This is a genomic window from Aneurinibacillus tyrosinisolvens (genome assembly GCF_001015055.1).
GTDB classification, from domain to species: Bacteria; Bacillota; Bacilli; order Aneurinibacillales; family Aneurinibacillaceae; genus Aneurinibacillus_A; species Aneurinibacillus_A tyrosinisolvens.
The window spans coordinates 53,149-73,655 of sequence record NZ_BBWZ01000002.1; the positions used below are offsets into that span (position 1 = coordinate 53,149).

Consider the following 20,507-nt stretch of genomic DNA (forward strand, 5'->3'; position numbering starts at 1 on the left):
TTCCTGTCGGGGTTTGTAGAGTACCTATGAGGAATTGAAATTTGACAATAACCGGGATAAAAACCGAAAATGTTATTCCGTTTGTAGACTACCTATGAGGAATTAAAACCTGAAAATTGAGTATCCCCCAGTAACGCAGTTCTAGTATAGTTACCTCTACATAGTATATTCCTGCCGAAATGCGAGTGGGGATGTTCTGAAAAGAAGGAAATGATAAGGAAACAAAATGGATTCCTGAAAAGTGACCTCGGGCTTTTGCTGCAGCTCGACCAGCTATACAGCGATATAAAAAGGATAGCTCAGGTACTTTGCATGCCTGAATCTATCCTTTTTTATCGTTAAAGAAAGTATATGTTGCTTTAAAGTGTTAAAGGGAATTGCTATCATGGGACCGTGCGGTCCCAAAGTCAAAGAAAAACATCGCGGGCGATGACGGCTCTTTTCTTTCCCCCTGTGGAGCGCGCCTGCCATAGGGCGAAACAGACCGGCAATTGTCTCCAACACCTAAGCTACCCAGATGTTTTGCCGGTCCGCCCGGCGTGAGACTAAGCGGCCGTCCAGCTTCCAGAAGGGGAAAGGACGAGCGGCATGCCCGCGATGTTTTTCTTACCGTTTCCGTCCTAAAAAATTAGCCTTCCAGCAGCAATGTTTCTGGATCCTCCAATAATTCTTTTACTCTGGCTAAAAAGCTAACCGCTTCTTTGCCATCAACAATCCGGTGGTCATACGATAGAGCAATGTACATCATCATTCGGTTCTCCATGCGTTCCTTATCAATAGCAACAGGGCGCAGTTGAATCTTGTGCATTCCCAAAATGCCAACCTGGGGAAGATTTAGGATTGGAGTAGATAACAGCGAGCCGAAAATTCCGCCGTTTGTGATCGTAAATGTACCTCCCTGTAATTCGGATAGGCTTAACTTATTGTCTCTGGCCTTCTTCGCCAGGTTGGCTATTTCCTGTTCCAACTCAGCGAAACTGAGTCGATCAGCCTCTCGGACAACAGGTACAACCAATCCTTCATCAGCAGCAACCGCAATGCCGATATCATAAAATTTCTTAACCAAAAACTCTTCTCCTTTAATTTCTGCATTAAGCAGGGGAAAGGCTTTTAGCGCGCCTATAACCGCTTTTGTAAAAAAGGACATAAAGCCAAGCTTCACGCCATGCTGTTCCACGAATTTTTCCTGGCGGCGTTTGCGAACATCAAGAATGGCCGTCATATCCACTTCATTAAACGTCGTTAGCATAGCTGTATTTTGTTGAACCTGGACCAATCGATTCGCAATCGTCTGACGCCGTCTCGACATGGGTATATGCTCTATCGGCCTGTCTGAACTCGTTGGCTTTACCTCAGGCTTAGGATTGGCAGGAGTGGTGGCTTGCTGCTGATTGCTAGCGCCTGCTGGCCGTGCTGGGGCTGCTTTTTGCGATGCCTCGCTGCTTGCCTTGATATCATCTATAGAAATCCTTCCGAGCGGATCATGGCTCTTTACAGAATCTAAACGAATACTGCGTTCCCTGGCCAGTTTTCGCGCAGCAGGACTGGCTGCGCGAAAACTGAAGGCTTCTTCACCCCCTGTTTCACTGCCTGGTGAATGCAGCGTCTCCCCTTTAGGTGAGACAATGTCCTTGTTTTTAGTTGAAGCTGCCTTCTCCTCGGATAAAGGTGCTTTTTCCTCAGGCGAAGCGGCCTTCCCTTCACTGATTTCCTTAAGAACGGCGACAACTTCACCCACTTGCACCGTCTCTCCCGGACCGCGTAGAATCTTCTCCAGCCTTCCATCTTGTTCGGCCATAATTTCCATATTGACCTTGTCCGTCTCAAGTTCCGCCAGTACTTCTCCCTGGGTAACCGCGTCACCTTCTGATTTCATCCATTGCGTAATGGTAGCTTCAGTGATTGACTCTGCTAATTCCGGTACTTTTACTTCACTCATGGATATGCCCTCCTGCCTTAACGGTAGTAGTTTCCGTAAGAAGCAATGCTTCCTTGAGAATTCGCTGCTGCTCCATTTTATGCACATCCGGCGATCCTTCAGCCGGGCTGGAATGGTCGGGACGGCCGATGTAGCGCACAGGCACTTCGGTTAAAGCTTTTAGCTTCGGTTCCATATACGACCAGGCCCCCATATTCTTTGGCTCTTCCTGTACCCAAACAATCTCTTTCAGCTGTTTGCACTGGTTTATTGTTTTTTGCAGTTCTTTTTCCGGAAATGGGAAGAGCTGTTCGACACGGACGAGATAAATTCTTTTGTCGTTGAGCTGTTGTGACTCCCACTCCGCCTCCAAATCAATCGCTACTTTTCCGGAGCAAAGGATCATCCGTCCGGCAGATTCCGCGTTTCCTTCAAGACCGGGCTGCTCTAGCAGCGGTTTGAAGGAGCCTTCACTTAATTCGGTCAGCTTCGAAAAGGCGCGGGGGTTGCGGAGCAGGCTCTTAGGCGTCATAAGAATTAACGGACGGGCGTTTTCTTTGCCCAGTCTCGACGCCTGCCACCTTAACAGATGAAAATATTGGGCGGCACTTGTTAGATTGGCCACCGTCCAGTTCCGTTCAGCTGAAGATTGAAGGAAACGCTCCAGGCGGGCACTTGAATGATCCGGTCCCTGTCCTTCATAACCATGCGGCAAAAGAAGAACAAGATTAGAGGTTTGTTTCCATTTTGCTTTTCCAGAGGCCAGAAAGGTATCGATAATTACCTGCGCCGCATCGGCAAAATCGCCAAACTGGGCTTCCCACAATACGAGCGTATCCTTAGCCAGCACATCATACCCGTATTCGAAACCTAGGACTCCGGCTTCCGATAGTGGACTGTTATAAATCGCAAAAGAAGCTCGCGCTTGTGGAATATGCTGCAGTGGAATGAACTGTTTCCCGGTTTGGTTGTCATGCAGAACGGCATGGCGCTGGGCAAATGTTCCTCGCTCGGTATCCTGGCCGGTGATACGGATGGGTGTACCATCCATTAGAATCGTAGCGAAAGCAAGTGTTTCCGCTAGTGACCAATCAATGCCCTTCTGAAGCGCCTCTTCTCTGCGTTTCAGTATTTTTTCTAATTTAGGATATACAGAAAGTTCCTTCGGCCACTGCAGCAGTTCTTTATTTAATTCAGTAAGGGTATCAGCCGAAACGCGTGTATCCACATCAAGTTCATTGTCTATTTGCTTTATTTCCGGTGTGATTGTCTGCTCCTGTCCATTGCTTTTTGTTTTATCATAGGCCTGCTGTAATCTTTCCCGGGCCGCTTGTTTTATTTCTTCTACCACTTGATCTTCGATAATCCCATTCTTTTTCAGAATATCTGCGTACAGCACAGGGACTCTTGAGTGTTTCATCACTTTGTCATAAAAAAGCGGCTGGGTGGCGGCCGGATCATCCATTTCATTATGTCCGTACCGTCGATACCCGATTAAATCGATTAAAAAGTCTTTTTTAAAATTTTTTCGGTATTCATACGCGAGACGGATGGCCTGAAGACAAGCCATTGGGTCATCGGCATTGACATGCACGATCGGAATTTCAAATCCTTTCGCCAGATCGCTCGCATATCTTGTTGACCTCGAATCCTGGCTTTCCGTTGTAAACCCAATCTGGTTGTTGGCGATAATATGGATGGTGCCGCCGGTCTGGTATCCTCTTAACCGGCTTAAGTTAAGCGTCTCTGCAACAATTCCTTCGCCGGGAAAAGCGGCGTCGCCATGGACGGCAATCATTAAGGCTTTTGTGACATCCTGCTTCGGATACCCGGCCACTTGCCGGTCTTCCTGGGCTGCCCGTGTATAGCCTTGTACGACAGGGTTGACGAATTCCAGGTGGCTTGGATTATTGGCCAAGGTCAAACGTACGCGTGCTGATTGATCCGCTTCCATTTCCCGGTCAGCGCCCAGATGGTATTTCACATCTCCCGTCCAGCCATAGTTCATTCCTATCGAGCCTTCCGATGGGACGAGTTCTTTATTAGGTGAATGGTGAAATTCCGAGAAAATTTTTTCGTATGGCTTGCCTAAAATGTGGGCAAGTACACTTAAACGTCCCCGGTGGGCCATGCCGATGAGCACATGGCGGACGCCCCCAAGGGCACTCTGGCGAACGAGTTCATCAATCATAGGGACAAGCGTTTCGAGACCTTCAATAGAAAACCTTTTTTGTCCCGCAAATCTGTGGTGAAGGAATTGCTCGAATTCTTCAACCTGCGTCAGCGTCCGCAGCAGACGGATTTGTTCTTCATTTCCAAGTGTCCGTTCAATTGTTTCAGACTCTACCATATGGGTTAGCCAGTCCCGCTCCTCAAGATTATTAATATGCATAAATTGATAAGCGACCGAATTTATGTAAATTTTCCGCAGATGATTGATGACATCCAAGGCTGTTCGAAGCTGTACGGGTGCCTTTGGCCAGACCACCTGGGCCGGCATAGCCTGTAAATCCGCTTCACTAAGACCATAATTTGAAGGATTAAGCGGATGTAAATCTCTTTGTTCTTCATTGGTGAATGAATTCGTTTGTGCGTATAAATGTCCATTAATGCGAATGCTTAGAGCCAGTGTAGCCGCTGAGATTGCTTTTTGCATAATGCCGGCAGCATCTGTAGTATGCTGTTCTTTTTGTGTATGAAACCCTTCTTTTTGATATAAGGGTGGGGCTCCCCACTGGTCAAATAGTTTTTTCATTTCTTGATCAATGGATTTTGGATCTTCTAGATAGTGTTCATATAACTCATGTACGTAACCCAGGTTTGGGCCGTCGAAATCCTGCCACGGCGTATTGCTTCCTACTTGATTGCGAGCCACGTTGCGACACCTCCATCGTTTGTAAAGCTAAAAAGAAAACAATTCTATATGTTCTTTTTCCTCAAGTACCTTTCATAAAAACATGTTTTACATAATCAATACTTCCATCTTTCTTCAAAAAATATGTGTAGCTTATGAAAATGGGTTCTTTAGCTTAGTTTCTTACTATATGCGGCCTCTTATATAGCCGTTACGAATAGTTTTGTATATCCATATACTGAAAACAACTTAAAAAAGAAAGGACTGAACTGAATTGAGATGGTTAAAAAATCTATTACCAGGGAAAAGACAGAGCTCTCAAAGAGGAATAGCGACATGGACTGAGGGAGGGAAAGTGACAAAATGCGGCATCCCCTGGACGTATAATAACGGGATGACAGCAGCGGTTGGCGAGTCAAGTCCTTATAAATGCAATCAAGTATTAAAGGTTAAGAATATATCGATTCCTCAACCTAAAGAAGTCTTCGTTGTGGTAGTTGATGAAGTAAAAGGGTTCCCTCCTAATAAACTAAATCTGCACCGAGATGCTTTTGAGGCGTTGGGCTCGCCGGCAAGTGTAGGCATAATTGAAATTGAGATAACACCGGTGTCTTCTTAAAGCTGAAATGATTTTTACTCGCGCCTATCAATGTAAAGATTAGGGTAAACGAAAAAAGCAAAAGGACAGAAAAAAAGAGCCACAAAGGAAAAAAATAAATCCTTTGCAGCTCCTCTCCTACGCCTCTTCTGCCTCACGCTCCACCCGAACCGGGCTCTTTCCCGGCAGCGACACAACCAGCACAGCAAAAAGAATCAGTCCGCCCCCGGCAAAGAAAGATGCGCCCAAATGCTCACCGAGCAACAGCCAGCCAAGCAGAGCACCCACCACAGGCTGCAGGAAAAACAGCATCGACCCGACGCCCGCCTCAACAAGCTGCAGTCCTTTATTCCACAAATAAAAAGCGCCGGCCGTAGAAACAACGCCAATATAAAGCACCGCCAGCCACACAGATACCTTATCAAGCCCGGTCACCGGAAGAAAACACCACTCAATAACCATGGCTGGTGTCGTAAACACGCAGGCCCAGAATACCGCATACGTCGTAACGACGAGCGGGGAATACGATGCGGAAGCTTTCTTCGCCAGCACCGAGAGCAACGCCCACGTTATGGCAGCTCCAATTAAAACAAGATTGCCAATCAGCGTTTTACCGACCGTCAAATCCGTACTTTCCCAGCCGAGCACGACCACAACGCCGCACATTGCGAGAATGACAGACATCAGTTTACGCGCCGTAAGCGACTCACCAAGCATAAAGTAAGCAAAAATAACGATAAAAACCGGGCTTGCCGAAGTAAGGATGGCCCCCATATGGGCAGTGGAGAGCCAGGTGCCGATAAATTGAAGGCCGACAGATAGGAAGTAGCCGACAAAACCAATCGACATAAACAGTCGGCGATCCTGGGAAAAAGGCTGAAGAAGCCCTTGTTTTTTAACAAGGAACCAGAGGACGACAAACCCTATGATATATCGCATCCACAGCAGGGTAAAAGGCGGAAGGTAATCCAGTGCCGCCTTACTGACGACGTACATGCCTCCCCATATGCTTGCGGCCGCACCAAGCGCCAGAAATCCAGCCATTGTTTGTTTTTGTTTATCCATTCGTTATACCTCCGTTCGCATTTTGGTTCATGCTGTAACGGGGGTATTTGCTCTCCCCGTTACTTTTTAGAAGCGAACGGTGGGAACATCGCATTCCATACGCACTGGTTTCATATGTACCTCCGTGTTTGTTTTTGTTGAAATAGTAAGACTATTATAGTCGTTTTTCCAGTTTCCAACAAGAAGTCTATTTTTGTGCCGTCTTTCAACAGCAGGGCCCTATGAATTGTGAGAATTGTCGCACGATTTTTGATCCATTTTTTATTTTTCTGCTTTATACTAAAAATAATAAAACCGGACAGGGAGGAATCAAGATGAATACAATCGTTGAAAACCAGGTGTTTACGTATTATAAAGAGGGTGTGCTGGAGTATATTTACCTCGGTGGAAACAAAGAAATTAACAGCCAATTCCCACATGAGGCTGCTGAAAACAACTACAATGAATATCAACGCTATAGCACTTCAGGGACCGCTCAATGGACAGAAGAGAGCGGCTATATGAATAACGGTGCCGGGCAGATGGCTTATATGGCAGGAAGCGCATACGAAACAGTGGAGGCCTTCTATTGGGATACAGCGTAAAGCGAGGAGGCGTGCCGCAATTCCCTTGCCGTCCACTGCGCTTTGGCCAGCCCCGTTCTTCCCCATCTTCAGGCGACGCCTTCTTCCGTTCCTCAATCTCATAATTACATAGGTTTATTTTTTTTGCCGATAGAGAACTTCTATGGGTCTTTTTTCGTTTAAAAGAGTAGATTATAGAAATTTTGGATGATTTCCAATAAAATAGGAAGAGTTAAAATGGATTAGATTACATAACGTGGAACACGAAGGATTACATATGCAAAGAAAATGGCTGGCAGGCTGCCTTACTGCCGCACTGCTTTACGTTACTCCCGTCCAGGCGGATAACAGCGTCCCTTCTTTTACGGATATTGAACACTCATACGCCAAAGAGGCGATTCTGTCCCTTGCCGGGCAGGGAATTGTGAACGGCGTAGGCTCGGGAAAATTCGCCCCTGAAAAAAACATGGCCCGGAAACATTTCGCCGTCGTTATCGCAAAGTCACTCGGTGCGCAGCCCTTCTTTCCGGAAAAGCCTACATTTGTTGATATGAGCCCGCAGGATCCTGAGTACGGATATGTGGAAGCCCTTGTCAAAATTGGCGCCCTTCAGCTGGCGAAGGATGGGAATTTCCGGGGAAATGAACCCGTTCGGGAGCAGGACGCAGCAGCGGTCCTTTATCTTGCCACAGGGCTGGATACAATGAAACCTTCGACAAAGGCGATGACGAGAGCTCAGGTTGCGGTTCTGGCGAATACGCTTGTTCAATCAAGAACAAGGCAGGCGCTTATGGCGGTTCGCGATATTTCCCCTCAATCCATCGAGGTGAAAGCCGGAGAGAAAAGAAAAATCGACGTGCGCCCCCAGCAGGAAGCCTTTCCGTTTACACCTGTATTCGGCTTCAGCAACCCGGCTGTCGGATCCGTTTCGGCTGACGGCGTGTTTACGGCACAGGCGGCGGGAACAGGCATTGTCACCGTAAATGTCGGCTACAACAGCTACACTGTCGAGGTCCGGGTTATTGCGAAGTAAAGAAACAGAAGGGGAGCAGGAGAAAATGAAAATGAAGTACCGTAAAATGTTCATATTGTTTGTTTCAGCCCTGTTGCTGCTGACGGCGCAAGCGGGTCCTGCCCGGGCGGCGGAGCCGGCATGGCACGAACTGGCGGGGGCCGCCACCTATACAATAAAAGCAGACCGCCCGGATTCGGGTTTCAGCTGAAAGAATATAAAAACTACCCGGGCCCAATTGAAGGGCTCAGCTCCAAGGGAAAGGCGTGGACAGGCTTTTTCCGCCAGGAAGGGCGGGAGATCATTGTAGATTTAGGTGAAACGCGTCCCATTAAAGAAGTATCCCTCGTGTTTCAGCAGAATGCTAAAGCAGGCGTACAGATGCCGAAATATCTTTCTCTTTCGATTTCAAATGACCAGAAAAAGTGGAGCTACCTCGGCAAGGCGTTTCATGCAATCACACCGTCCGACGAAACAGTGCAGGAACAAAAGCTCGGCCTGACGTTCGCGCCCGTCGTGACAAGGTATGTCAAACTCAATTTCCCGGTGGCTGTCTGGGTGTTTGCGAAAAACCTGTCCATTATCGGTGGAAATCCGGGGGAATTCCCCGCGCAGCCGGCGACATTTGCCCACGGAAATGAAAACGGAAGTTCATCTTATGAGTATTTAAAGGTACCGGATATGAACGATGTTCTCCTCATCTATTCCGGTGGAAACGGGGAGCAAGGGACGTGGAAGAAGGAAGATTTTCTTCCGCTCATCTCCTATCAGGATGGACAGGGCCAGCTGAAGGGTAAGATGTTTGATACGATGCTTTTCCTTCCTTATGGAGAAGTAGGCAGCACAAAGCAGGGGTGGCAGAAATATCTTAATGACTTGTTCGCGCCCGGGAAGCAGCTTGCCGCTTTGAACGAAGCGGTGGCACAGAAGAATCAGAACCCTGCGCTTGTGGGCAAGGAAAAAGTCATTCTTACGCTCCCGTATCCTGATCCGGCACAGCGTGCATTTGGCACGACGACGGAGGACACGATTTCTTTCTCCGCCCTCGATGGGGGAAGGGAAGCCGCGTTCAACAACCGCCTGGCCGCCCTTACATCGTATTATGGGCAGCTCATGGACAAATGGAAAGGTGCACAGTTCAAGAATTTAGACCTGGCGGGTATTTACTGGTACAGGGAACTTGTGGAGGAAAAAGTGCCGGATGAGAAAAAACTCATCCAGCATGCGGCCGCCATGGTTCATAAAGACGGCGGAAAGTTTGTCTGGATTCCGTACTTTGGAACCGAAGGCTATAAAAACTGGCAGGAATACGGTTTTGATTATGTTTTTGTCCAGCCGAGCTACTATGCGAATGAAGAACAGCCTGTGGAGCGGATGGACAGCGTCGCACAGCTCGCCAGACAGCAGCGGGTCGGCGTCGAGCTTGAATTCGATGATAAAATGCTGTATAACCGCTACTACTATGACCTGTTTTACAAAGAGCTGAACAAAGCCCATGAGCTTGGCTTTGACGGGCCTGCAACAAACGCCTACTATATGGGCGGCAAGTCGCTTTTGAACGCATTCCGCAGCGACATCCCGCAGGCGCGGAAGATTTATGATGACATGTACCGCTGGATAAACGGCATGTATGAGCCGGACACGGGGAAATAGATAACACCGAGAAAAGCAGCCGGCTTTGCCTGGCTGCTTTTCGATTCTACCGAGGTGGCCGTATTTGTTATAATAGAGAAAAAACATTTGGAGCTGTCTATGAACCCAATTTTAGACGTACAGGATATGACCGGTGGATATCAGAAGAATAGGCCAATTATTCACGACATTACATTCAGTGTCCGCCCTCGCGAAATGGTTGGCCTCATCGGGCTGAACGGAGCAGGGAAAAGTACAACAATCAAGCATATTCTGGGACTGCTGCAGCCTGTCCGGGGTACGGTCTCTATCAACGGCAATACACTGGAGAAGGCGCCTGAAGCGTACCGTGCTTCGTATACGTATGTACCGGAAACCCCGCTTGCCTACGATGATTTAACGCTCTGGGAGCACCTGGAGATGACGGCGATGGCGTATGGGCTGGGCCGGGAGACGTTTGAGGAGCGGGTACATCCGCTGCTTGATGAATTTAACATGAAAGACAAAGTGAAAATGTTCCCGCACCACATGTCGAAAGGGATGCGGCAGAAAATGATGATCATGAACGCTTTCCTTGTGCGCCCGTCCCTTTATATGATTGATGAACCTTTTGTCGGGCTTGACCCGATTGGAATCCGCTCTCTCCTGGAACTGATGGTCAAGATGAAAGAGACAGGGGCCGGCATTCTAATGAGTTCCCATATTTTATCGACGGTCGAGCGGTATTGCGATCGGTTCGTTATCCTGCACAACGGCCGCATTCGCGCGGCGGGAACGCTCGATGAAATTCGCGCGCAGGCGGGCATGCCCGGCGTACCGCTTGATGATGTATTTTATGAACTAACAAGGGACGACAGCCGATGATGAACATCGAACAGCTTTGGAAGAAGAGGGCGGCCCATTTTTGGGTCGAATGCCTTCGTTACTCCCGCTATATAGGGAACAGTGGAACGGTTACCTTCCTTGTCTTTGCCTTCATTGTCGGGGCATATTACTACGGCCAGATGCTGCACAGGCTGCCCACAAGCTACCCTGTGGAATGGGGAATCGCTGTCCTTTTCTCGCTCCTTCTAACGGTGAGCCCTGTGCGCACGTTCCTCAGGGAAGCTGACCTTGTCTTTCTCCTGCCGGTGGAATGGAGAATGCACCGGTATTTCAGGTCTTCGATTGCTTACAGCTTTCTTTTGCAGGGGCTCTATATTTTCATTGTATTGCTTGCCGTGTGGCCCCTCTATATGCACCGGATGGGCGGCAAGGCGGAGGGTTTCCTTTATGTCCTTCTTTTTCTGCTGGTGGTGAAGCTGGCCAATGTCATCGGCAGCTGGCAGGAGCAGCGGCTGCGCGAACGTTCTGCCCGCTCTATCCATGCGTTCATTCGCTGGATCGCCAATCTCGCTGTTGCCCTTGTCTTCTTCTCGCAAGGCTTTCAGCCGTGGCTTCTCGCCGCTTTGCTTGCCTTTCTCGTCGCCGCGTTTTTCTACTACCGAATGCTGGCGCGAAATTATTTGAACTGGGAGCACCTTGTCCAGAAGGAAAAGGAGGCGCTCGCCCGCTTCTACTCTTTTGTGAACCAGTTTGTTGATGTGCCCCATATGCAGAACCGGGTCCGGCGCCGCGCGCTGTTTGCGAACCTGGTGAACCGGCTGGCGTTTACCAGGGAGAATGCATACCGGTATCTTTATGAGAAAACGTTCGTGCGCTCCGATTTGTTCGGGATGTTTCTGCGCTTGAGCGTGGTTGGCCTGCTTATCATCTGGTCCATTCCGGGCGATACAGGGAAAACGGTTGCTTATGCGATTATCCTTTACTTGACGGGCATTCAGCTTTCTGCGCTGAGACAGCACCACCGTTATATATTCTGGAATCATATTTACCCGGTCCCTGCCGGGTGGCGTGAGGATGCGATCGTCCGCCTTATTTTCCTGCTTATGCTTATCCAGGCTGTCATTCTCTATCTGGCTGTTCTGCTTTCGCTTTCACCGGGATGGGCAATGGCCGCCGTCCCTGTTCTCGGAGTCGCGATCGCTTACATATACAGCCACAAAGTGCTCAAGAGAAGGATGCTGCACACATCCAATACACATTAATATGGAAAAGTATGACTTTAAAGTTTTTGGGCCCCTCTTTTTTCAGGGGTCTTTTAGTTAATGCAAAAGCGGCCAGTGACAACTACGTTACTGGCCGCTTTTCTCGTTATTTTATTGTAACGCGGTATTCCCGCATCCAGCTGTCGATTTGAGCCAGGTAGGCAAAAAATTGCGGCACATTCATCAACTGGCCGAACCACGGCATATGGACGGCAGACAAATCGGAGGCGGCGAACTCCCGTATCGCCTTCACGTCAACAAAAGGAAGGAGCGGAGAATTCGAATCATCCAGAATGCTGAGAACCCGATTGCGAACCGCGTCTAAATAAGACGGGTTGTGGGTTTTTGGATATGGGCTTTTCCGCCTTGCCAGCACATCGTCGGGAAGCACGCCCTTAAGTGCCTGCCGGAGAATCCCTTTTTCCCGCTGGCCTGACGTTTTCATAGACCAGGGGACATTCCACATGTATTCTACAAGCCGATGGTCGCAAAACGGTACCCGGACTTCAAGGCCTACCGCCATGCTCATGCGATCCTTCCGATCAAGCAGTGTAGGCATCCAGCGGGTAAGGTTCAGGTAGAAGATTTCCCGGATTCTCGCATCTGCCGGCTCTTCACCGGGCAACCGGGGCACTTCATCGAGTGCCTGCTGGTATCGCTCTGTCACATAGCGCTCGGGCTCCACCTGTGCCAGCAGCTCGCCTGAGAAAAACTTCGTCTTTTCCTTCAGATTTCTGGCCCATGGGAACGTTGTTGCTGACAGAGCTTCTTGCCTGTGGAACCATGGGTATCCCCCAAATACCTCATCCGCACATTCGCCGGACAGAGCCACTGTCGCCTGTTTCTTTATCTCCCCGCAGAACAGAAAGAGCGAACCATCGATGTCCGTCATGCCCGGCAGATCGCGTGCGTGCAGCGCAGTTTGCAATGAATCGATAAGATGGGGGGTATCGAAGTAAATATCATGATGGGTCGTTCCGAGAAAAGAAGAGACCTGTTTTACCCACGGGGCATCTGCGTTCGGCTGAAATTCATTCACGCGGAAGTGCCGGTCGTTATCCACATAATCTACGGAAAATGTATGGAGCGGTTCGCCCCCTTTTTCCCGGTAAGCCTGCGCGGCAAACGCGGAAATCGCACTTGAATCAAGCCCGCCTGACAGCAGGGTGCAGACGGGGACATCGGCTACCAGCTGCCTGATTACACTGTCCTCGAATAAATCGCGGATGTTCGAAATGGTTGTTTCCAGATCATCCGCATGCGGTTTGCTTTCCAGTGTCCAATACTGTCTCGTTTGGAAACCGTGTCTGTTCAGCAACAGGTACGTACCGGGCAGCAGTTCATGGATGTTGTGAAAAACACCGACGCCCGGCGTCCGCGCCGGTCCCAGGGCGAAAATTTCCGCCAGCCCCTCTGTACGCAGTTCCGGTTTTACAAGAGGGTGAGCGAGCAGCGCCTTTATCTCGGATCCGAACAAAAAGCTGCTCCCCGAACGTGTATAAAACAGCGGTTTTACACCGAGTCGGTCTCTGGCAAGGAAAAATGTCTGTTTCTTTTCCGCCCAGATCGCGAAGGCATAAATCCCGTTTAATTTTTCAAGGCAGGCTTCCCCCCACTCAATATAAGAAGCAAGCAGTACTTCGGTATCCGATGTGCCTCTAAAGCTATGGCCCCGCCCCTGCAGTTCACGCCGCAATTCTTCCGTATTATACAATTCGCCGTTATACACCATGACATACGTATCCCCGGCGTGCTTGCGCAGCATCGGCTGGGTTCCGCATTCCGGGTCAACCACAATCAAGCGCCGGTGGGCAAATGCCGCATGGGGCGATGCCCAGATCCCTTCGCTGTCGGGTCCCCGGGAAATTAATGTATCAGCCATGCTTTTCACTATTGGGTGCTGCCCGGTTAAATCACCATGCAAATCGATCCACCCTGCAATTCCACACATTTCTTATCCCTCCACTCTGATCGTAACCATATATACAGTATGCAGGGAGGGAAGAGATGGGCACTTGACCAGCAAAGAATATTGCGGTGAGTAAGACGGCAGGCCTGAGTGAACAATAATGGATATCCTATTGCTATTTTTCACTGAGGAGTGATATGATGTCGAAAAAAAATGAGGAACATAGGGGCCAGGAGCTTAAAAAGGTAGCTCTCGATGAGACAATGCCCCATCAATACCGTTCCCCGGATATGAAAGAGTCGAAATCGGGTACGGAGGCGCCGTTCGTTAACGAATTTGGGGTCATTATTGGGGACAGTTTCTATGATTCGCCGCAATCCCCTCTAAACAACTGGAGCAAAGATGTCGATCCCGCCATTATGGCCGGGGATCAATGGGTTCACCCGACGAATGACATCGGCTGGAATACAGAAGAAAACCAGGATTTGATGGAAGGAAGAGTTCTACCCAAGGGCAGTCCCTTTATGCATCCGACAAAGGATGTCAGCTACCGCAGGGATTAGACTCTTCAAACGGAAGGCACGCTTTTGTGCCTTCTTTTTTCGTAATATGGTATGATATTGTTTGGATCAACGATAGGATTTTCCGGAAGTACCCAGGAAAGGAAACGTAGCATATGGCCAACGAATTTCGTGTTTGTGATGAGTGTAAAATGATCAATGTAAAAAGCCTTGTTCCGCGCCTGAAGGAAATTGACCCGCAGGCGGACATTGAGCTCGGCTGCCAGTCTTATTGCGGCATTGGGTTCAAGAAGCATTTTGCCGTAATAAACGGCCGGTATATTACGGCTCTTACAGAGGAACAGCTTATCGATAAAGCAAGGAAGTTTCTGAAGAAATAACAGGACCGTACAGGAAGCACTCCCGTACGGCCTTCTTTTTTCCTACTCAAATTCCCTTCTAAGGGAGCGAATGCTGCTGCGGGAACCCGTAACGATGAGCCGATCGCCAGTCTGCAGCTCCGTATCCCCATGCGGGATAATAATTCCCTCGTTCCGGTAAATTCGCAAAATCAGCACATTCCTCAGAAAGGGCAAATCGCGAAGCAGAAGCCCGTTATACCGGCGGTTGCCCATAACGAGGGAGTACAGGGCATGCTCTGCTGTTGAAATAAATTCAATGGTACCGGGAGATTCAATCAGGGTTTTCAGCAATGTACTGGCCGAAAATAAGGTAGAAAACGGAATGCAGCGGTTGTTTTTTATTTCCTGGTGCCTCTCCAGCTTCTCGGTTCGCACAATCGTTTTGCTGCCTGTACAATCGTGTGCGCGTTTCCCGTGCGCTATGTTCCAATCGTCATCTTCTGACGCAAAAACGAGAATATCATGCTCCAGTGCGCTTTCGTCTTCCACCTCTTTTTCTTCCGCATAAACAGTAACGGGGAACCCCGCCTTCTCCAGCTGCAGAGCGACCGGCATCGTAATCGGATTCGCCCCAAATATACCTACGGAGGTAACGGCTTCATCTTTCCTTACCGGTACGAGTTTGTTGAAGAAGACAGGGGAAATGAAGCAGGAAAGAATGGCCACCAGAATCAGCCCGTCATGCAGCGACTGGTCGATCATCTTCTTCTCCAGTGCCAGAGCAGCTGCCGCGATAACAAGGCTAAGCGTGGAGGTGAGCAGCATTCCCGACCCAATGGTTTCCCTCCAGCTGAACCACCTGCGCAGAATGAGCAAAGGGATCACTTTAGATACATATAGCGCCAGCAAAAGCAGCGGGATAAAGAAATAGATGTTCGGATTTTTCAGCAGCATCCATAGATCGAGCTTGACGCCCACCATCACGAAGAAGATCGGAATAAGAAAGCCGTACCCGAAGGCGTCCAGCTGGTGAACAAACGCTTTCCGAGGTGCCAGTATCGAGACGATGACACCGGCCAGAAAAGCGCCGATAATGTTTTCAGCCCCCATGTTTTCCGAGAGGGCGACGAAGAAAATAATTAACAGAAAAACGCCGCGGGTCCCGAGCTGCACCGTTCCGGCCGACAGTTGCTCCATGAAAGGAGCCCTGCGGAACGCTTTAATTACCCGGTATAAAGCAAACGTAACGGCAAAAAGAGAGAGCAAAAGCAGCGGTTTTGTGGAATCGTGGGACTGCAGGGACACAAACACGGCAAGCAAAATCATCGTCACGAAATCCGAAATAACCGCAATGAGCAGGATCGTTTGCCCGAGCGGGGTTTCTGTAATTCCGCGCTCTTTCAGTACCGGCACAACGACACCGAGGGATATGGTTGAAATAATAAGCGTCATGAAAAACGTCTGGGTAATGGCCCCGGTTGTTTTCAATCCGAGTGAAACAAAGAAAGAGGCAGCAAAAATAAGGATAAAAGCAAGAGACGCCACGACAAAGGGGTTGACCTTTGTCTTCTTTTTCAGACTGAAGGCGTCAAAGTCGATTTCAAGCCCGCTCAGAAACATGAGGAAAATGAGCCCAAAAAGGGAGAGGATAGAAAGCCAGCTATCTTCATGGACCATGTTGAAGCCGCTCTTTCCGATGATCATCCCGGCGATGATTTCCGCCACAACAAAGGGGACCATATTCCACCGCAATCGGTGAAGCAGGATTGGAACGAGAAAAGCGACAGAAATAACAATAAGCAACGAAATAGGGGAATGTGCAGCCTGATTCATCCGGTTGCTCCTTCCGGTATATGTATGTAACAAAGACCAACATGTTCTAAGGTCACATGTTGGTCTTCTCATCCTGTCATTGGATTGTATGTGGTCATCGTCACCTTCCTATATAAAAGAGACGTCTATTGCTCAAGGGCAATAGGTTCATTCGGCTCAATAATCGCCGCAACAAGCAGGTGCATCGCCTGATGAATACGTTCTTGTTCATCGCTCACCGTATTTAAATCTCCGATAATGCCGTCCAGGTTTTTGTTCATCGTTTTTTCCTCCTCTTCATTCTGTAGTTGCTGTTGGTTATGTATTTCCCCCGAACCAGGAGGGGCTAAACTTCCTTATTTTCCCACTTGGTTGCTATACAGGGGCGGGAGCGGGGGAAATGGAATAAAGGATTTGGCTGTTAGCTGCCGAATCTAACTACAAATTAATGAATCAAAATGAGTGTACGGCACGTATAGAGTATTGCGAACTTTTCAAAGGGAGGATGAAATACAATGTTGAACAAAATCCTTGCAAGTATCGGAATCGGGGCAGCTAAGGTTGATACGAGGCTGGCGGAGACGCATGTATATCCGGGAGAGCAGTTATCCGGTGAAGTACATATACAGGGAGGAAATGCAGAACAGGCGATTTCCCAAATCTACATGTACCTGTATACGGAGTATTATAAGGAGTCAAATGACACAAAGACAAAGCACAGGGAAGTGCTCGCTTCCTACCGGGTATCAGATGCCCTCTTTATCCAGGCAGGAGAGAAGAAGGTTATCCCCTTTGAAATGAAAGTTCCATACCATACGCCGATTTCTTTTGGGCGGCAAAAAGTATATTTAGGGACCGGCCTTGACATAGAAATGGCGGTAGATCCAAAAGATACGGATATCGTTACCGTACTTGCGGATCGCCTTGTCGATCAGCTGTTTTCTGAGATGGAGACAATGGGCTTCCGCCATTCGCACGACAGCGGCCTATGCGAATACAAGAAACATATCCACCGGATGGTTCCGTTTGTGCAGGAATTCGAATTTAAGCCGACAGGATTGTTTGGCCATGAGCTGGATGAGGTTGAGTTATTATTGGATATCCATCCTGAAGGTATGGACGTACTAATGCAGGTGGACAGAAAGGCGACCAGCCTGCGCGGAATTTTTGAAGAAATGATGGACCTGGATGAGCAGTACGTCCGTTTCACTATTGACCGGAGAACCGGGCTTGTTCCGGGTGAACTTGAGATGCGCATTCGCCAGGCGTTAACGCGAAGAAGATAAACGGAATAGTAGGTGAAGCAGTGGCAGCATGGAAACTATACGGCAAGTGGTTGGAATATGAAGTGGAAGAGGCGGCGGCCGGGCTCACGGTAGAGGAGCTTCTAAAACAGCGCCTCGCCATATCAGGGCGCATGCTCCAGCGCTTGACGAGAAAAAAGGGTATTTTTTTAAATAAGAAACAGCCGTTTCTTAAGAAAAAAGTAAAGGCTGGCGACAAAATAAAAGTAGCGGTTGGCGATGCACCGGAGCCAGCTCTCGCACCGACAGAAATGCCGTTATCCATACTATATGAAGATGAGGCAGTGCTCATTCTCAACAAACCTGCGGGACTGGCTGTCCATCCTGTGAGGGAGGGGCAAAGCGATACGCTCGCTAACGGCGTGAGCTACTACTGGCAGACGAAGGGAACGCCCCGGCCCGTTCGTCCGGTCCACCGGCTGGACAAAGATACAAGCGGGGCGATTCTGCTTGCCGGAAGCGGATTCATTCACCATCTGCTCGATCAGCAGCTTCGTGATCGTGCGATCCGAAGAACATACCTTGCGCTTGTATCAGGGCATCCGGGAAAAGAAGGGGAGAGGGGCACGTTCTCCGATCCGATTGCGCGCGATCCGGGTCACCCCGTCCGCAGGCGTGTGGATAGCAGGGGAGACGAAGCTGTCACCCATTACACGGTTCGCAAGCTGTTCCCGCCGATTCCCGGCACTGCAGAGGACGGGGCTGCGCTTGTGGAAGTGGAGCTTGAAACGGGGCGAACCCATCAGATCAGGGTACACTTCAGCCACCATGGCTTTTCCCTGCTCGGAGACCGGCTGTACGGAAAGCGGGAGGAATTCTCAGGGATTTCAAGGCAGGCACTCCACGCGGAAAGCCTCGCTTTTACCCATCCGATAACAGGCGACAAGAAACTATGCACAGCTCCGCTTCCTGAGGACATGGAGCGGCTGATAAGCCTGTTAAGCCACAAATAAAGGGAGTGGACGGTATGACGGAACAGTTGCAGGAAGAAAAGGTTTTTAAAGACCCGGTACACCGCTATGTTCATGTGCGGGAGAAGCTAATCTGGGATTTGATTAACGCGCGCGAATTCCAGCGCTTGCGCCGGATTCGCCAGCTCGGCACTTCTTATGTAACGTTCCATGGGGCTGAGCACAGCCGTTTTAACCACAGCCTCGGTGTATATGAAATTATGCGCCGCATTCTTGTTCAATTTTCCCGCCGCATCGACCTTCCGGAGGAGGATAAGCTCCTCTGCCTGAGCGCGGCCCTGCTCCATGATATCGGACACGGGCCGTTTTCCCATTCCTTTGAAAAAGTATTCTGCACCGACCATGAGCAGTGGACACAGCGAATTCTCGTAGGGGATACAGAAGTAAACCGCATTCTGCGCCAGGTGTCTGATGACTTTCCCGGCAAAGTGGCGGCAGTTATTGGAAAAACGTACGAGAACCGGCTAATTATTAGCCTGGTATCAAGCCAGATCGATGCCGATAGAATGGACTATTTGCTGCGCGACACCTATTATACAGGAACGAACTACGGTTCTTTTGACATCGAACGTATTCTTCGCGTATTGCGTCCCTACGATAATCGGGTTGTTGTGAAGCACAGCGGAATGCATGCGGTGGAAGACTATATTGTCGCACGCTATCAGATGTACTGGCAGGTGTACTTTCACCCGGTTACACGCAGTGCTGAAGTCATTCTCCGTAAAATATTTGAACGGGTGCGCTGGCTGTACGCTAAAGGATACCACTTTGCTAAACGGCCGGACCATTTTATCTCTTTGTTTGAAGGGGAAATCGGACTGGATGACTATCTCGCGCTGGATGAGTCTGTTGTATTGTTTTATATGGGCGAGTGGAGCAAAGAAACGGATGCGATTTTGTGTGATTTGTGCAGCCGTTTTATGGACCGCAAGCTCTTTAAATACGTGGAGCATGACGAGCGGGTAGCGAATGTGGAATGGAAGCAGGAAATCGATGAACTGTTTCGTTCGATCGGCATCGATCCCGCTTATTATCTCGGGGTCGACTCTCCTTCCGATCTGCCTTATGATATTTATCGTGCCGGGGAAGAAGACGAGCGGCTCCCCATTTATCTGCTCATGCCTGACGGAAGCCTGGAAGAGCTGTCACGGCGATCCGACATTGTCGAATCGATTTCCGGAAAACGGCGCTTCGATCATAAGCTGTATTTTCCACTTGATTTGTTAGAGGACGGAACGCGTAATCCGGCGGTTGTAAGGGAAATAAAGCAGCGCTTACGAATTGATGGTATAGTAAAATAAAGTGAGAAGTTCAATGCCGGGAAAAAAGGAGGCTCCTATGGATTTATTTAAAGGCAAACAGGGCGGTTTTAACATCGTCAGCAACAAAAACCAGGTGCACGGCGGATACGGTGCCGGCATTATTGATCTTGGCAATGTTTCCTCTATCATTCTTAGCGAGGACGAAGCGGTTGTTGACGTCGGTGCTCTCCACGCCAAGAGTGCGGTGGAGAAAGGAATTAAATTCTCAGCGAACAAAGAGGATGTGCCGAACGGAAAAAGGTACTGGCTCGTTTGGGTTGCAGTAGATATGGGCGAGAACGGGGCCTATTATGCCGGAGTGACCGCATGCGAAATGCTCGTCGACAGAGAGGCACGCCGCGGCTGGAAGATTCTTGCCGATCATGTAAACAAAATGGACTATGCAATGAAGCGCCGTTACGTCCTTGAAGGGCTGAGTGAGAAGGAAAAGCAGAATTTGCGTGAACTTCTGGAAAAGCATAATGAAACGATGTGGAAGAACGCGCCGGATGAACTAAAGGAAAAGCTGGCATAGCAGGCGCTGCACCGCCAAAAGTGAACGGAATGTGAAATTTCCGGGCAGCAATTGATGAGACATTTATACTGGGTTAAAATGAGT

The 20,507-nt window shown here is 49.2% G+C and carries 19 protein-coding genes; 13 read left to right on the forward strand and 6 right to left on the reverse strand.

Going from position 1 to position 20,507, the window contains the following annotated elements; genetic code table 11:
• Positions 1-628: 628 nt before the first annotated feature.
• A complete protein-coding gene (gene odhB, locus MBEAL2_RS02275) occupies positions 629-1,939 on the reverse strand; it encodes a 2-oxoglutarate dehydrogenase complex dihydrolipoyllysine-residue succinyltransferase (RefSeq protein WP_047150724.1) in 1,311 nt (436 codons plus the stop codon).
• Entirely contained in the window at positions 1,932-4,793 is a 2,862-nt protein-coding gene (locus MBEAL2_RS02280) for a 2-oxoglutarate dehydrogenase E1 component (RefSeq protein ID WP_047150725.1), read from the reverse strand. The genes odhB and MBEAL2_RS02280 overlap by 8 nt, the downstream gene beginning before the upstream one ends.
• Positions 4,794-5,127: 334 nt before the next feature.
• On the opposite strand from MBEAL2_RS02280, the gene MBEAL2_RS02285 reads away from it, so the two are divergent.
• Complete coding sequence (locus MBEAL2_RS02285; RefSeq protein ID WP_052947378.1) at positions 5,128-5,391, forward strand: hypothetical protein; 264 nt, start codon at positions 5,128-5,130, stop codon at positions 5,389-5,391.
• A gap of 117 nt (positions 5,392-5,508) precedes the next feature.
• Here MBEAL2_RS02285 and MBEAL2_RS02290 read toward each other — a convergent pair whose 3' ends face one another.
• Positions 5,509-6,435, reverse strand: coding sequence for a DMT family transporter (locus MBEAL2_RS02290; RefSeq protein WP_047150726.1), 927 nt, complete (start codon positions 6,433-6,435; stop codon positions 5,509-5,511).
• Between the two features lie 314 nt (positions 6,436-6,749).
• Here MBEAL2_RS02290 and MBEAL2_RS02295 point away from each other — a divergent pair, with 314 nt between their 5' ends.
• The 6 genes from MBEAL2_RS02295 to MBEAL2_RS02315 all read left to right on the forward strand — a co-directional run bounded on the left by MBEAL2_RS02295 (position 6,750) and on the right by MBEAL2_RS02315 (position 11,729).
• A complete protein-coding gene (locus MBEAL2_RS02295) occupies positions 6,750-7,019 on the forward strand; it encodes a hypothetical protein (RefSeq protein ID WP_152667672.1) in 270 nt (89 codons plus the stop codon).
• A gap of 256 nt (positions 7,020-7,275) precedes the next feature.
• The gene (locus MBEAL2_RS02300) at positions 7,276-8,031 is read left to right on the forward strand and encodes an S-layer homology domain-containing protein (RefSeq protein ID WP_047150728.1); all 756 of its coding nucleotides are present in this window, start codon (positions 7,276-7,278) and stop codon (positions 8,029-8,031) included.
• A complete protein-coding gene (locus tag MBEAL2_RS30935; RefSeq protein WP_152667673.1) occupies positions 8,021-8,221 on the forward strand; it encodes a hypothetical protein in 201 nt (66 codons plus the stop codon). Before MBEAL2_RS02300 ends, MBEAL2_RS30935 begins: the two co-directional genes overlap by 11 nt.
• On the forward strand, positions 8,152-9,663 hold the full coding sequence (locus tag MBEAL2_RS02305; RefSeq protein WP_052947379.1) for a DUF4855 domain-containing protein: 1,512 nt from the start codon (positions 8,152-8,154) through the stop codon (positions 9,661-9,663). Before MBEAL2_RS30935 ends, MBEAL2_RS02305 begins: the two co-directional genes overlap by 70 nt.
• A gap of 99 nt (positions 9,664-9,762) precedes the next feature.
• Positions 9,763-10,506 (forward strand): ABC transporter ATP-binding protein, encoded by a 744-nt coding sequence (locus tag MBEAL2_RS02310; protein WP_047150729.1) that lies wholly within the window; start codon positions 9,763-9,765, stop codon positions 10,504-10,506.
• The gene (locus MBEAL2_RS02315; RefSeq protein ID WP_047150730.1) at positions 10,503-11,729 is read left to right on the forward strand and encodes an ABC transporter permease; all 1,227 of its coding nucleotides are present in this window, start codon (positions 10,503-10,505) and stop codon (positions 11,727-11,729) included. The genes MBEAL2_RS02310 and MBEAL2_RS02315 overlap by 4 nt, the downstream gene beginning before the upstream one ends.
• 106 nt (positions 11,730-11,835) lie before the next feature.
• Here MBEAL2_RS02315 and asnB read toward each other — a convergent pair whose 3' ends face one another.
• Positions 11,836-13,680, reverse strand: coding sequence for an asparagine synthase (glutamine-hydrolyzing) (asnB, locus tag MBEAL2_RS02320; protein ID WP_047150731.1), 1,845 nt, complete (start codon positions 13,678-13,680; stop codon positions 11,836-11,838).
• A 155-nt stretch (positions 13,681-13,835) separates the two neighbouring features.
• On the opposite strand from asnB, the gene MBEAL2_RS02325 reads away from it, so the two are divergent.
• Both MBEAL2_RS02325 and MBEAL2_RS02330 read left to right on the forward strand, forming a co-directional pair.
• Positions 13,836-14,201: a DUF3905 domain-containing protein gene (locus tag MBEAL2_RS02325; protein WP_082129709.1), complete on the forward strand. Its 366-nt coding sequence runs from the start codon at positions 13,836-13,838 to the stop codon at positions 14,199-14,201.
• Positions 14,202-14,314: 113 nt separating this feature from the next.
• Entirely contained in the window at positions 14,315-14,539 is a 225-nt protein-coding gene (locus MBEAL2_RS02330) for a YuzB family protein (protein ID WP_047150733.1), read from the forward strand.
• Positions 14,540-14,581: 42 nt separating this feature from the next.
• Here the strand turns inward: MBEAL2_RS02330 and MBEAL2_RS02335 are convergent, their stop codons facing one another.
• Entirely contained in the window at positions 14,582-16,333 is a 1,752-nt protein-coding gene (locus MBEAL2_RS02335; protein ID WP_047150734.1) for a cation:proton antiporter domain-containing protein, read from the reverse strand.
• A gap of 125 nt (positions 16,334-16,458) precedes the next feature.
• Positions 16,459-16,593 carry a hypothetical protein gene (locus MBEAL2_RS33460; protein ID WP_269082434.1) on the reverse strand — a complete coding sequence of 45 codons (135 nt, stop codon included), beginning with the start codon at positions 16,591-16,593 and terminating at the stop codon, positions 16,459-16,461.
• Positions 16,594-16,827: 234 nt separating this feature from the next.
• Here MBEAL2_RS33460 and MBEAL2_RS02340 point away from each other — a divergent pair, with 234 nt between their 5' ends.
• Genes MBEAL2_RS02340 through MBEAL2_RS02355 form a run of 4 tightly spaced genes read left to right on the forward strand, consistent with a single transcriptional unit; the run spans position 16,828 to position 20,423 of the window.
• Positions 16,828-17,598, forward strand: coding sequence for a sporulation protein (locus MBEAL2_RS02340; RefSeq protein WP_047150735.1), 771 nt, complete (start codon positions 16,828-16,830; stop codon positions 17,596-17,598).
• Positions 17,599-17,618: 20 nt separating this feature from the next.
• Positions 17,619-18,569: an RluA family pseudouridine synthase gene (locus tag MBEAL2_RS02345; RefSeq protein WP_047150736.1), complete on the forward strand. Its 951-nt coding sequence runs from the start codon at positions 17,619-17,621 to the stop codon at positions 18,567-18,569.
• Between the two features lie 14 nt (positions 18,570-18,583).
• Complete coding sequence (locus tag MBEAL2_RS02350) at positions 18,584-19,888, forward strand: HD domain-containing protein (protein WP_047150737.1); 1,305 nt, start codon at positions 18,584-18,586, stop codon at positions 19,886-19,888.
• Positions 19,889-19,925: 37 nt separating this feature from the next.
• Positions 19,926-20,423 (forward strand): YwhD family protein, encoded by a 498-nt coding sequence (locus tag MBEAL2_RS02355; protein ID WP_047150738.1) that lies wholly within the window; start codon positions 19,926-19,928, stop codon positions 20,421-20,423.
• Positions 20,424-20,507: the final 84 nt, after the last annotated feature.